Here is a 13,103-nt window from a genome sequence, read left to right on the forward strand (position 1 = left end):
TTTGCTTCAGCCCGTTATGGCCGCCATGGTCCGCTTCGCGATATTGCCGATGTGGATCTGGCTGGTTCCTTCGTAAAGGCGGAACAGGCGTACGTCGCGATAAAAGCGCTCCGCCACGTTGTCGGCGATGTATCCGCCGCCGCCGAAAATCTGTACGGCACGATCGGCCACCCGGCCGCACATCTCGGTCGCAAAAAACTTGCACATCGATGCTTCCAGCGTCACGTCCTTGCCGTCGTCGCGCTTACGCGCGGTCTCGAGCACCAGTGCCCGGGCGGCATACACGTCCGTATTGCTCTCGGCGATCATCTGCTGCACCAGCTGGAACTCCGCGATGGGCTGGCCGAACTGCTTGCGCCCCTGGGCGCGTTGCACCATTTCTCGCACCAACCGGATAGCCGGGCCCACGCACAGGCCGGCCAGGTTGATGCGCTGCTTGTTCAGTGCCCGCATCGCCGTGCGAAAGCCCTGTCCTTCCAGGCCACCCACTATCATGCTTTCGTGCACGCGAACCCGGTCGAGCACCACCTCCCCCACCGGCGATCCGTGCTGACCCATCTTTCGATAGGCCGGCGGCGTCGTGAGCCCCGGCGTGCCTCGCTCGATCAGAAATGCCGAGATGCCGGCAGCGCCTTTCGAGGCGGGGTCCGTCCGCGCGAAAACCGTGAAGAGATCGGCAATGGGAGCGTTGGTGATGAAGCACTTGCGGCCGGAGATCTCGAAATACGACCCGTCCCGCACCGCCACCGTCTGCAGCGCGGTGGCGTCCGATCCGGCCTCCGGTTCGGTCAGAGCGAAACAACCCGTGACCTCGCCACTGGCCAGCAGCGGCAGGTAACGCAGCTTCTGCTGCGTGGTTCCGTCTACCACCAGGGATTCCGACGCAATGCCGGTGTTGCCGCCAAAACGCGCTCGAAACGCCGTGGCCACCTGGGAGACCTCGATATTCACCAAGGCCAGTTCTTCGGTGGTGAGACCTGCGCCGCCATATTCTTCAGGAATGCTGTGACCGAACAACCCCAGCTCGCGCATCCGTTGCACCACCGGCTCCGGAATCTCGTCGGCTTCGTCTACCTGCTTCTCGATCGGCAGACATTCGTCGCGCAGGAAATCCCGCACCTCCTGCAGCATTGCTTCGAATCTGATGGGGTCTCGAATCATGGATCTTCCTTGTGGATTGGGCTCATAGCAGCCCTTGCGCCGCAACCAGCTGGTGCACCGCCTCTTTCAGCAAAGGCACCACCTCTTTCACGAGCCGGTCTTTCGGGGCGCGGTGCGCGGCAATGGTGCAGTTCAGCGCCAGGGGTGGTTCCCCAGCGGGCCGGCGCACCGGCACCGCAACGGCATGAATCTCTTTCTTCCAGTCGCCTTTCGAATGGCAGTAGCCATCAGCGGCATAGCGCTTGACATCGGCGTCCCAGATAGCGCGGTATCGGTCGAACGAATCACGGTCCTGCACCTTCAGGAAATTCAGAATGGCCGTGCGTTCGGCCGCCGGGTAAGCCAGGATCAGCGCGCGGCCGATCGAGCTGCTGAGCAAGGGCCGCGAGGTGCCGATGTCCGGCAGGTGCTGATTGGCGGAATCGGCGCGTACCGAATCGATGTACACGACATTGCCCCGATCTCTGATGCCCAGGTTCACGGTGCATCCCGTGGTGCGCGCCAAGGTTTCCATGATGGGCTTGGCCAGCTGCCGCACCTGCATGCTGGCCAGCAGCGGGTGGCCCAGCGACAGCACGCCGGGCCCGAGCCGGTACTTCTGCAGTCGCCCATCACGGGCCAGATAGCCAAGCAGAGTCAGGGTGTAGGTCAGGCGCGACACCGTAGGCTTGGGCAACCCGGTGCGGTCGGCAATCTCGCGGTTTCCCAGCAGCGGCGCCGAAGCCGAGAACGCACGCAACACCTCCAGTCCGCGCGCCAGGTTCATTGAAAACTGGCGGTCGGAGGACAAATCGTGCGGGTGCACCAGGCCGGGCAGGGATATAGCGCTCACTTTGCGATTTCGTTGTACAGGCGCAGGCATCATTGTTCCTTCGGTATAAGCCGTCAACGCTTTGAGAGTACTGTTTCGCTGTGCAAAACACAGCATTGCTGGGCAGATTGCAGTGATGCATAACAGAGGCCCATCCACTGCCTCTGAGCACGCATGACTCACCACTCTTCAGCCACCGGCGCGTTGGCCGGGATCCGCATTCTCGACATGGCCACGGTGCTTGCCGCACCCAGCGGCGCCACGCTCTGCGCCGACCATGGCGCCGACGTCGTGAAGCTGGAACTGCCGGATGGCAGCGATGCGTTGCGTCATATGCAACCCGTCAAGGACGGCTCCCCGCTGTGGTGGAAGGTGGCCAACCGGGGCAAGCGCGGCATTACGCTGGACGTGCGGAAAGAGCGGGGCCGGCAGATACTGCTTTCGATGCTGCCCCGTTTCGATGTGCTGGTAGAAAATTTTCGCAGCGGCAGCCTCGATCGCTGGGGCCTGGATATCGCGACGCTGCACCAGGCCAATCCGCGCCTCATCGTGGTGCGCCTGACGGGATTCGGCCAGACCGGCCCATATCGGGCGCGCGCCGGGTTCGCCCGCATATTCGAAGCCATGAGCGGGCTCACCAATCTGACCGGCACACCCGGCGGATCACCGCTGCACACCAACTTTCCGCTGGGCGACTCCATCGCAGGCGTCTTCTGTGCCTTTGCCATCGCGGCCGAAGTGGCGCGCCTGCGCGGCGACCCCCTGGCGCAGGGCGTGGAGGTCGATCTTTCAGCCACGGAGGCACTGCTGCGCATACTGGATCCCCTGCCCGTCGAACACGAGCAACTGGGCCAGGTGCGGCGCGCAGCCGGCAATCTCACGACGTATACGTCGCCATCCAATATGTACCGCAGCAATGACGGTGTCTATTTTTCTCTGGTGGCGTCATCCCAGGCGGTTTATGTCCGGCTGTGCAAGGCCATGGGCCATCCCGAATGGATCGACGATCCGCGCTTCGAAACGCTGCCCAAGCGCGTGCAGAACATGAACGCGCTGGATGGCGAACTGGAACAATGGTTCGCCGCGCGCTCGTTCCAGGACATTCGTGCGCGGCTCGAGCCCTACGAAATCCCGTTCAGCAAGGTATACGACATCGAAGACATCAAGGCCGACCCTCACTTTCAGGCTCGCGAGGCGATTATCCGCCTGCCTGACCCGGATCACGGCACGCTGCCCGCCCCTTGCATCGTGCCGCGCATCGTGGGCCGCGATATGCCGGTGCCCCGCTCCGGCCCGTCGGTCGGCGAGCACAATGCCGAGGTCTACGGCGAGCTCGGACTGACACAAGCGGAACTCGAAGAACTGCGCGCCCAGCGCGTCATCTGAGGCCACCCACATGAATACGCCCACACTGCCCGAAACCTTCAACGCCCTGGTCACCCGCCGCACCGGGGGTCAAGTCCAGTCCTGCATCGAATCGTGCCGCCTCGACCAGCTCACCGAGGGCGAAGTCGTCGTACGCACACGCTACGCCGGCATCAACTTCAAAGACTGCCTGTCTGTCCTGGGCGCCGCGAAAATCATTACTGAGTTTCCTCGCATCGCCGGCATCGAAGCGGTAGGCTGCGTTGCCGCGTCGTCGGTAGCGGAATTCTCTCCGGGGGACCCTGTATTCGTGCACGGGTTCCAGACCGGCATCGCCTATGACGGCGGCTTCTCGCAATGGATGCGCGTGCCGGCCAGGCATCTGCACCGGCTGCCGTCCGGATTATCGGCGCGCGAGGTCGCCACCATCGGCGTGCCGGGCTTCACCGCCGCCATGGCCCTGGAACGCTTCGAAGCGAATGGACTGCGCCCGGAGAAGGGGCCCATCGCCGTCTCGGGGGCGAACGGCGCGGTAGGCATGCTGGCCATCTCGATGTTCGCGCGCGCGGGCTATCAGGTCACCGCCATCACCCGCCGGCCGGAACAGGCTGCCGCGCTGCGCCGCCTGGGCGCTACCGATATCGTCGACACGCAGACCGCCTTGGAATCGACGCGGCCGCTGGAAGCGCCGCGTTTTGCCGCGGCCGTGGACAATGTGGGCGGCAAGGTGTTGTCCTGGCTATTGCGATCGGCCATGGACGAGGGCATGGTCGCCTCAGTGGGCAATGCCGGCGGCAATGGCTTCGACGGCAGCGTGCTGCCCTTCATCATGCGCCGGGTGCATTTGTTCGGCATCGTCGCCAATGCCACCTGGCCAGAACGCCTGCGTCTGTGGGCACGGCTCGCCGACGCCTGGAAACCCGACTTCGACGCGTTGGCTCCGCACGTCCGGACGCTTGCGCTGGAAGAGCTGCTTGCCCACGCCGAGCGGCAACTGCAGGGCGGAACCAGTGGCCGAACCCTGGTCGATTTCGGCGACCCCCTATGAGCGGGCCTCTGTCGGGCCTGCGCGTCCTGGAACTGGAGGCCCCCGGCCCGGTGCCCTGGGCAGGCATGATGCTGCTCAACATGGGCGCCACGGTCACCCGTGTCCGGCGTCCGGTTCCGGCCGACATGGGCATTGCGCGCGACGAACGCTATGAACTCACCGCGCGGGGCAAGGACGTCATCCTCGCCGACCTGAAGACTGCCGAGGGCCGTGAAACCCTGCTCGGCCGGGTGCGCGCCGCCGACGTGCTGCTCGAAGGAATGCGTCCCGGGGTCTTGGAGCGGCTGGGACTGGCGCCCGCGGATTGCTGGGCCGAAAACGAAGCGCTGGTCATCGGCCGCATGACCGGTTGGGGGCAGGCAGGCCCCCTGGCGCATACCGTGGGTCACGACATCAATTATCTTGCGGCCAGCGGCGTACTGCACGCCATCGGCCCCTCGGACGGGCCCCCTGCCGTTCCGTTGAACCTGATCGGCGATTTTGGCGCAGGCGGCATGCTGCTGGTCGCGGGCGTGCTCGCCGCCATGCTCGAAGTCCGCACCACCGGCAAAGGCCAGGTCGTGGACGCCGCCATGGTAGACGGGACGCTGTCCATGATGGCTCCCATACTGGGCCGGTGGCAGGCGGGCCAATGGCAGGATCGGCGCGCCAGCAACCTGCTGGACGGCGGTGCGCACTTCTACACCACCTACGAAACCGCCGATGGCAAAGCGGTGGCCGTGGGCGCGATAGAACCCCGGTTCTATGCCGCGCTGCTCGCGGGGCTGGGATTGGATCCGAGGCAGCTGCCGCCACAGCACGATGTGGCAAGCTGGCCGTCCATGCGCCAGACATTCGCCGCCCTGTTCGCCCGGCACACTCGCGACTACTGGCAAGCCCATTTCGACGGCAGCGAAGCCTGTGTATCGCCGGTGCTGTCACTGGCGGAAGTGCCACAGCACCCGCATTTCAAGGCGCGCGGCAGTCTGGTGCAGCAAGACGGAGTGCTGTATCCCGCGCCCGCGCCGCGCTTCGAGCGCTCTCCTGTGGCGTGAACGCGTCTGCCCGCCAGGCGGGCATCGCATCAGGGCACGACCGGGTCGCCCTGCAGCCGGATCTCGGCCACGATCCGCTCGTTCTGCTGATGCAGCGAAAAATCGTAGCGTCCGGGGTAACACAGGGCGAGCCGCCGGCACAGATTGCCCAACCCGCCGCCGCCGCGGGTCAGGTCGTAGGGTGCGAGCAGCTGCCCGGGGTTGTCCACCGACACGACCAGCTCATCGTCGCGCAAGCGCGTATGCACATTGATCAGGAACTGTCTGGTGTCGGAGCGCATGCCGTGCTTGATGGCATTTTCCACCAGGCCTTGCAGCGTCATGTGCGGCAGGAAGCGCGGCAGCGACGCCGGATCGATGTGGCAGCGGTATTCCAGCTCGCGGTCAAAGCGCAGCGCCTGTATGCGTACATAGGCTTCGGCGGCCTCTAGTTCTTCGTCGACGCGACACAGGCCCTGCCCACGGCGGTCGAGCGAATACCGCAGATAAGCGGCCAGGCGGCGCGTCATTTCAGATGCGATGGCGGGCCGGTCGTCGATCTCGGACACGATGGTGTTCAGCGCGTTGAACAGAAAATGTGGCTCGATCTGCGACTGCAGGTGTTCCAGTTCAAGCCGCAGGGCGTGGGTCTCGGCCTTCATCCGGGAGATCCGGGCCGTGCGGGCGGCCAGTTCGGCGGCCACGCCGAAGTACACCAGCGTCCAGATGCTCAGAACGCCCATGTAGTACAGAAAGCCCAGCCGGTACTGATTCTCCGGCAAGACCCGAAGGGTGTCAGGCGGGAACAGCTGGTGTATTTCGTAGGCGATCCAGGCCAGCAACGCCGACGCCGCCACGCAGAAGACCACCGCACAAGCCCACACCAGCAAGGGCGAAGGATTGTGTGAACGGATTCGGCCATGCCAGAGCGCCGCGGCGCTGGTCAGCGTGAAGGCCAGGGGTTCGAGCGCCAGCGTCAGCCAGAACGCGGCCACCGAATCGCCGAATACGGCCAGGCGTATGCAGAAGCCGATGAGGGCCAGGATCAGCCACCCCGCCACCTGGGCGCGCCAGAACCCCAGCGACGACTCACCCCGGCTCAGTTCCTGGCCTACCGCAGTGAACAGCGCAGAGGGGGGGTCGTGATGTGCCATCGCGAAAAGCCGGAATGAAGCAGGTGTCGGAAGCACCGATTGCGCCGATCACGGATTGTACGGGCCGCTCATCGTGCCGCGTCTGCGCACTGGCTCGTGCCGCGCAATAGTGCCGCGGGGCCGCAGGAGCCACAAGGCATTTTCGACGAATCGCCCTGTTTGCTCGATGAAAGTGGCGTCATGCGGCCGGCGCTACCTTCTGCGCGCACTCCAGGAGGGTCTGCAGCCAGCGACTGCGCCGGGATGCCTTGCGCCACAGCATGCCCAGTTCACGCGGGGGCGGCGTGAACCCGCCGTCCTCGCCTCCCACAGGCGGGACGGGCAGCTTGCAGAGGCTCGGTCCCGCCAGGCCCTGGCCAATATCGGGCACCAGCCCCACCCCAAGCCCTCTTTCAACGAGCAAGGCAATCGCCATGATGGAATTGAGCTCCAGGCGTTCACGTGGATGTATGCCCTGCGCCTGCAGGTAGCGTTGCGCCAGCTGCCCGCCTGCCAGCTGCCGGTCGTAGCGCAGCAACGGCGCACTGCGCAGCAGCTGCAGGGGGTCGGCGGCGGCATCCCGCGCGTGTGCCAGCACCACCAGGGGTTCGCGCCGCAACGGTGTCCAGCAGACGGTCTTGGGCAGATCGAACGGCAGCTTCAGGCACAGGGCGGCATCCAGCTCGGCCTGCACCAGTGCCGTATACAGGGTTGGGGTAATGCCGATGCGCAGTGCGATACGTACATTGGGGTAATGGGCGCTGAACGCCTGCAGAATATCCGGCAGGAAACCATGCAGGGCGGTGTTCACGGTACCCAGGCGCAATTCGCCTTCATCTTCGTCGGTGGCCACCCAGTCGCGCAGGGCCGTGGCGTCCTGCACCAGCAGGCGGCCGCGCTCGGCCAGCCGCATCCCCGCCGCAGTGGGCTGCACATTTCGCCCCTGCCGCACCAGCAGCGACGTACCCAGTTCGCGCTCGAGCGCGCGCATCTGCTGGGCCACGGCCGCCGCACTCAGCCCCAGCTGCCGCGCGGCCTCGGACATGGAGCCCAGGTCGACGACCTTCAGATAGTGGTTCAGGTAGCGGATATCCATCCACTGCATTTTCTTTCATTTGATGAAAGCATTACAACTGTCCTGCGGACCCGTCAGCGCACGACAATGCAAGCTGGCTCTGTTGAATCGCACTCAGTAGAAGGAAGTCGAAATGTATCGCTGCACGCCGTCGAATCCGTCGCGCCGCCAGGCTCTTGCCGCCGCTTTTGCGCTGGCCGCCACGTCGATCGCGCCCGCCTGGGCGCAGACCGGCAACCCGGTCATGCGCATCATTGTTCCCTTTGCGCCGGGCGGCGGGAACGATGTGCTGGCGCGGCAGCTTGCGCACGGCCTTTCCGAGATGTTCAAGCAGGACGTCATCGTGGAAAACAAGCCCGGCGCCGGCGGCAATCTCGGCACCGAACAGGTGATACGTGCATCGGCGCGCAGCAACACGTTCCTGCTGGGCCATACGGGCACCGTGTCGATCAATCCCGCCCTGTACAAAGATCTGAAATCCAACGCCTCGGCCGACCTTCAGCCGGTTGCCATGTTCGCGTCCTCGGCCCTGGTGCTGGTGGTTCCGGCGGAATCTCCCGTCCATACGGTTGCGCAACTCGCTGACGCCTTGAAGCGGGCGGATTCCGATATGGATTACGCATCCAGCGGCAACGGCACGGGCGGCCACCTGACCGGCGAGATGTTCCTGCAGACCCTGGATGCGCAGGCGGTGCACATTCCGTACAAGGGCACGGCCCCCGCGCTGGCCGACGTCGCCGGCGGGCTGGTCGACTTCAGCTTCAGCGTCATTCCGGCGGCCATGGCACTGGTCAAGTCGGGCAAGCTCCGTGCGCTGGCCGTCACCAGCGCGAAGCGCACGGACCTGCTGCCTGACGTGCCCACCATGGCCGAATCGGGCGTGCCCGCCCTGGCGGATTTCGAAAGTACGCTGACCTACGGCATTCTCGCGCCCAAGTCGATATCGGCCGCCACCGTACAGCAACTGGAAGAAAGGATCCTGAAAACCGCCGCCACCGCGGAGTTCCAGGCCAAGCTGGCGGTCGAAGGGGCAGAACCCATGCTGGGGGGCGCCGACGCCTATGCCAGCCGCATCCACGAGGAAAGCCGCAAGTGGCAGCAGGTCGTCACGGCTTCAGGGGCATCGGTTTGACGGCGGCCGGGCACCCCATGCTTACGTCCCTGGTAGATCAATGCATGAACCCGGCGGGCGACGACGAGATGTTCTCGGACGTCCAATGGCTGCAAGCGCTGCTGAGCTTCGAAGCGGCGCTGGCTCGCGCTCAGGCCGCCGCCGGCCTGATCCCGCAGGAGGCCGCGACCGCGATCGTACAGGCCTGTACGCAGACCGAATTGCACCGCGAGCATTTCATCGTGCGTACGCGTCAAACGGGCGCGTTTGGCATCGGGCTGGTCGATCCCCTGCGGGCGTACCTTGCCACCCACCATCCGGATGCACAGGCCTATCTGCATTGGGGCACCACCACTCAGGACGCGGTAGACACCGCGCACGCCGTGCTGACCAAAGCCGCGCTGACGGCCTTGCTCGAACAGCTGAACGGGCTGGTAGCGGCCCTTCGCGCACTGGCGCGCCTGCATGCCGCCACGCCGATGATGGCCCGCAGCCTGATGCAGCCCGCACAAATCACCAGTTTCGGCCTGAAATGCGCACAGTCGGCAGCGGCGCTGCAACGCAGCGCGCGACAGTTGTGCGAACTGGCTCCACATGCATTGTGCGTGCAACTGGGCGGCGCGGTGGGTAATCGTTCCGCCATGGGGGGCCGCGGCGCCCAAGTGGAACTGGTGCTCGCCGCCGAACTGGGGCTCTGGGCTCGCGGAATCAGCTGGCATACCCAACGCGATGCCTGGGTGCGCTTGGGCATGGAAGCGGCGGTATGCGCAGGCAGCCTGGCCAAGCTGGCGCGTGACTGGTCGCTGCTGTCCCAGTTCGAAGTCGGCGAACTGGCCGAGGCCGCGCGCGGCAAGACCTCCAGTGCCATGCCGCACAAGCGTAATTCGGTGCACTGCATGCAGGCGGTGGCGCAGACCCAGGCGGTGCCGGGGCTGGCGGCCACCCTGCTCGGGTGCATGCCTCAGGCGCACGAGCGCGCCATGGGGGAATGGCAGGCCGAGCTGTCCGCGTGGGCGCCATTATGGCGCCATGTGCACGGGGCGTCGGCCGCCCTGCGCCTGGCCGCCGAAGGCCTGCAGGTGAACCCTCCACGCATGCAGGCCAATCTCGATGCATTGCAGCAAGTGATATTTTCGGAAGCGTTCGTCGACGCGCTGACTCCCATCGCTGGCCGCGATGCCGCCCTCCGCGCGGTCGAGCAGCAGGCGACGCTGGCCCTGCAGCATGGACAGCCCCTGTCCCTGCTGCTGCGGCAGTGGATCGAGACCGCGCACGGCCCCGAAGCCGCTCGCCAATCCGTACACGCCCTTGCCATGGCGGCCGACCCCGCCCACGCCGTACAAGCCTCGGCAACCTGCTGCGCCGAACTGCTCCGCGCCCTCGACGCGGCCCCTGATCTGATCTGCACTCTGGAGCCCCACCATGCCTGACTTCATATCCGACGACGCCCTGCAGCGCGGGCTTGCCAACCGCCGCAAAGTATTGGGCGATACCTGGGTCGAACGGTCCATCGGCAACGCCAACACTTTCAATGTCGAGTTCCAGCGCATGATCACAGGTTACGCCTGGGACGCCATCTGGAGCCGGCCCGGGCTCGATCCCCGGACGCGCCGCATCATGGTGCTCGCCATCACGGCGGCCATGGGGCGGTGGGAAGAATTCGAGCTGCATGTGCGCACCGGCCTGCAAGCGCCTGCCGACGACCCGGCGGCCGCCGCGCTCGATCTCGATACGCTGCTTGAGGTGCTGCTTCAGACGGCAGTCTACGCAGGGGTGCCCGCCGGCAATACGGGCATGGCAGTCGTATTGAAAGTGCTGGCCGAACTCGGCCGCACGCCCCCCCGTTCAGATTTCTGGACCGGCGGCGCCGCCACGTAGCCGCGCCACGGTGGCGGCGCGCCCCTGGCAAGGCGCGCCGCCGGCTCAGGACCGCCGCAGACGCGCCTGCTCGCGCAACAGCCCGGCCTGCCGGATGGCATTTGCGAGGCCCAGGGCAGCGGGCGACAGCGCCATGTCGGTGCGTTGCAACATGCCCATGGGCTCGTCGGTTCCCCCGGCAGGCATGGGCAGCCGCGCCAGCTTCCCGCCATTGACCTGCGCCTCGATCAGGCTGGAAGGCACGAACCACACCGCGTCGTTACGCAAGGTCATCTCGAGGCCGAGCGATACGGAAAGCGTTTCGATGCGCGCCAACTGGCGAGGCAGGCCAAAGGCGCTGATAACGCTCTCGGCCGACTGGCGGATCAACGTGCCCTCGGGCGGCACGATCAAGGGATACTGGGCAAGGACGAGCGGCGGCAGCCCTGACTTGCCCAGCAAGGCATGGCCCGCTCTCACGACCACGGCCAGCGGCTCGCGGAAGAGGTGCTCGAAACTCATGCCCGCCATCGCCTCTGGATCGCCCAGGCGTCCGATCGCGAATTCGATGTCGGCCGCCTGCAGGCGTTCAAGCAATTCGGCGTTCCGGCCGGTATAGACGCGCAGGCTGGCCATGGGCCACCGTTGCCGGAACACCTGCAACGCGGGCGGCAGCAGCACGCTGGCCACCGTGGGAAGAATGCCGAGCCCCACCACCATGGAGGCGCCGTCTTCGGGCTGCGCCAGCTGTTCGATGCCGTCGCGCAGACTTCCCAGGCATGTCTGGGCGTAAGGAGCGAACACTCGGCCGGCGGGGCTCAGCTCGGCGCCGCGCCGGCCTCTCTCGAAGAGGCGTTGCCCCAGTATGGCTTCAAGTTCGGCCAGCGTTTTCGAGACTGCAGGCTGCGTGATGGCCAGCCGCTCAGCCGCGCGCTGCACGCTGTTCAGTTGGGCGACCGCCAGGAAACACTGGACGTGCCTCAACTTGATGCGCGCTCCCTGCAGCGAAGTATTCATAACTTTTCAAGCCTATAACACCGACAAAATGTCACTTACCATAACTTTATAGCTTGATTACAGTGGCATTTCCATCCGTTGCCGCTGGAGCATTGCCATGGACGGCTCGCCGCCCCGCACCACCGTACTCACACCCCGGGACTGGGATTCGCATCCTCCTTTTCGGTATCCGGACTACAAGTCCTCGGTGCTGCGCAGCCCGTCGCTACCCCTGGTTCCGTTGCGCGACGCTCTGAAGAACATCCATGCTCCCGTCTACGGTTCGCAAAGCCTGGGCAAGCTCGATCACGACCTGACCCGCAATGCAGCCAGAAACGGCGCGCCCTTGGGCGAACGCATTGTCGTCACCGGTCGCGTGCTGGACGAAAGCGGCAGGCCGGTACGCAATACGTTGGTGGAAATATGGCAGGCAAACGCTGCCGGACGCTACGTGCACAAAGCCGACCAGCATGACGCGCCGCTCGACCCCAACTTTCTGGGTGCCGGCCGCTGCCTGACCGACGCGCAGGGCCGCTATCGGTTCCTGACGATCAAGCCAGGCGCCTATCCGTGGGGCAACCACAGCAACGCCTGGCGGCCGAACCACATACATTTCTCGCTGTTCGGCGAATACTTCGGATCGCGCCTGGTGACACAGATGTATTTCCCGGGCGACCCTTTGCTGGATCTGGACCCGATCTTCCAGGGCACGCCCCCCGCCGCGCGTGACCGTCTGGTATCGCGCTTTTCCCTGGACGCCACCCAGGAAGGGTATGCCCTGGGCTATGAGTTCGACATCGTTCTGCGCGGTGCGCGCCAGACGCCGACGGAGTAAATCATGCCCATGTTCAGACAGACGCCGTCGCAGACCATAGGCCCGTTTTTCGCCTACGGCCTGTGCCCGGAGCAATATGGCTACGATCTGAAGAGCCTGTTCACCCCCGTGCTGGCCGACCATCGCGCAGAAGGCACGCCCATCACGATCGAAGGCTGCGTGTATGACGGCAGCGGCAAGGCCGTCGACGACGCTATCGTCGAAATGCTGCAGGCCGACTCGCACGGACGCTATGCGCAAGCGGCCGATGAGCTTCCCACGACGGGCTTTCGCGGATTTGCCCGCGTGGGTACGGGCACCGATCCGCAATCACGCTTCGTCGTTCACACCATAAAGCCCGGCGCCATCGCCCCGGGCGCGGCGCCCCATATCGATGTGATAGTAATGATGCGAGGCATGCTGCTGCATGCCTATACCCGCATTTATTTCGACGACGATTCGGCCACGCACGCCGGAGATGCCGTGCTGGCGGCCGTGCCGCCCGAGCGCCGCGCCACACTGATCGCGCGCCGCTGTGCACATGCCGATCGTATCGTCTACCGGTTCGACATACATCTCCAGGGAGCCGACGAAACCGTGTTCTTCGATATCTGATCCCGAAGGCACGCCGGCCGCGGAAGCGGCCACCGCAGCCCCTTTTTCGCACGGCTGCAGGGACACGCGACGATTTCAGGCGATACCCGCACGACGCAATGTCC

13 protein-coding genes are annotated in these 13,103 nt (G+C 65.4%); 8 read left to right on the forward strand and 5 right to left on the reverse strand.

Going from position 1 to position 13,103, the window contains the following annotated elements:
• Positions 1–6 precede the first annotated feature (6 nt).
• Both ACV17W_RS12170 and ACV17W_RS12175 read right to left on the reverse strand, forming a co-directional pair.
• The gene (locus tag ACV17W_RS12170) at positions 7–1,161 is read right to left on the reverse strand and encodes an acyl-CoA dehydrogenase family protein (protein ID WP_462592589.1); all 1,155 of its coding nucleotides are present in this window, start codon (positions 1,159–1,161) and stop codon (positions 7–9) included.
• Positions 1,162–1,183: 22 nt separating this feature from the next.
• Positions 1,184–1,993 carry an IclR family transcriptional regulator gene (locus ACV17W_RS12175; RefSeq protein WP_462592590.1) on the reverse strand — a complete coding sequence of 270 codons (810 nt, stop codon included), beginning with the start codon at positions 1,991–1,993 and terminating at the stop codon, positions 1,184–1,186.
• A 153-nt stretch (positions 1,994–2,146) separates the two neighbouring features.
• Between ACV17W_RS12175 and ACV17W_RS12180 the strand changes: the two genes are divergently transcribed.
• The 3 genes from ACV17W_RS12180 to ACV17W_RS12190 are packed head-to-tail and all read left to right on the forward strand — an operon-like array spanning position 2,147 to position 5,419.
• Positions 2,147–3,358, forward strand: coding sequence for a CaiB/BaiF CoA transferase family protein (locus tag ACV17W_RS12180; RefSeq protein WP_462592591.1), 1,212 nt, complete (start codon positions 2,147–2,149; stop codon positions 3,356–3,358).
• Between the two features lie 10 nt (positions 3,359–3,368).
• Positions 3,369–4,385: a YhdH/YhfP family quinone oxidoreductase gene (locus ACV17W_RS12185; protein WP_462592592.1), complete on the forward strand. Its 1,017-nt coding sequence runs from the start codon at positions 3,369–3,371 to the stop codon at positions 4,383–4,385.
• Entirely contained in the window at positions 4,382–5,419 is a 1,038-nt protein-coding gene (locus tag ACV17W_RS12190) for a CaiB/BaiF CoA transferase family protein (protein ID WP_462592593.1), read from the forward strand. Before ACV17W_RS12185 ends, ACV17W_RS12190 begins: the two co-directional genes overlap by 4 nt.
• A 29-nt stretch (positions 5,420–5,448) precedes the next feature.
• On the opposite strand, the gene ACV17W_RS12195 is transcribed toward ACV17W_RS12190, so the two are convergent.
• Both ACV17W_RS12195 and ACV17W_RS12200 read right to left on the reverse strand, forming a co-directional pair.
• Complete coding sequence (locus ACV17W_RS12195) at positions 5,449–6,552, reverse strand: sensor histidine kinase (protein WP_462592594.1); 1,104 nt, start codon at positions 6,550–6,552, stop codon at positions 5,449–5,451.
• Positions 6,553–6,730: 178 nt separating this feature from the next.
• The gene (locus tag ACV17W_RS12200) at positions 6,731–7,627 is read right to left on the reverse strand and encodes a LysR family transcriptional regulator (protein ID WP_462596536.1); all 897 of its coding nucleotides are present in this window, start codon (positions 7,625–7,627) and stop codon (positions 6,731–6,733) included.
• Positions 7,628–7,739: 112 nt separating this feature from the next.
• On the opposite strand from ACV17W_RS12200, the gene ACV17W_RS12205 reads away from it, so the two are divergent.
• The 3 genes from ACV17W_RS12205 to ACV17W_RS12215 are packed head-to-tail and all read left to right on the forward strand — an operon-like array spanning position 7,740 to position 10,595.
• On the forward strand, positions 7,740–8,738 hold the full coding sequence (locus tag ACV17W_RS12205) for a Bug family tripartite tricarboxylate transporter substrate binding protein (protein WP_462592595.1): 999 nt from the start codon (positions 7,740–7,742) through the stop codon (positions 8,736–8,738).
• Positions 8,739–8,755: 17 nt separating this feature from the next.
• Entirely contained in the window at positions 8,756–10,147 is a 1,392-nt protein-coding gene (locus tag ACV17W_RS12210; protein WP_462592596.1) for a lyase family protein, read from the forward strand.
• Positions 10,140–10,595: a carboxymuconolactone decarboxylase family protein gene (locus tag ACV17W_RS12215; protein ID WP_462592597.1), complete on the forward strand. Its 456-nt coding sequence runs from the start codon at positions 10,140–10,142 to the stop codon at positions 10,593–10,595. Before ACV17W_RS12210 ends, ACV17W_RS12215 begins: the two co-directional genes overlap by 8 nt.
• Before the next feature lie 45 nt (positions 10,596–10,640).
• Here the strand turns inward: ACV17W_RS12215 and pcaQ are convergent, their stop codons facing one another.
• Entirely contained in the window at positions 10,641–11,591 is a 951-nt protein-coding gene (gene pcaQ, locus ACV17W_RS12220) for a pca operon transcription factor PcaQ (RefSeq protein WP_462592598.1), read from the reverse strand.
• Positions 11,592–11,688: 97 nt separating this feature from the next.
• On the opposite strand from pcaQ, the gene pcaH reads away from it, so the two are divergent.
• Positions 11,689–12,405 (forward strand): protocatechuate 3,4-dioxygenase subunit beta, encoded by a 717-nt coding sequence (gene pcaH / locus ACV17W_RS12225; RefSeq protein ID WP_462592599.1) that lies wholly within the window; start codon positions 11,689–11,691, stop codon positions 12,403–12,405.
• A 3-nt stretch (positions 12,406–12,408) separates the two neighbouring features.
• The gene (pcaG, locus tag ACV17W_RS12230; RefSeq protein ID WP_462592600.1) at positions 12,409–12,999 is read left to right on the forward strand and encodes a protocatechuate 3,4-dioxygenase subunit alpha; all 591 of its coding nucleotides are present in this window, start codon (positions 12,409–12,411) and stop codon (positions 12,997–12,999) included.
• The last annotated feature ends 104 nt before the right edge of the window (positions 13,000–13,103 follow it).

The organism is Bordetella sp. MIP270_01_BMS (genome assembly GCF_054958705.1).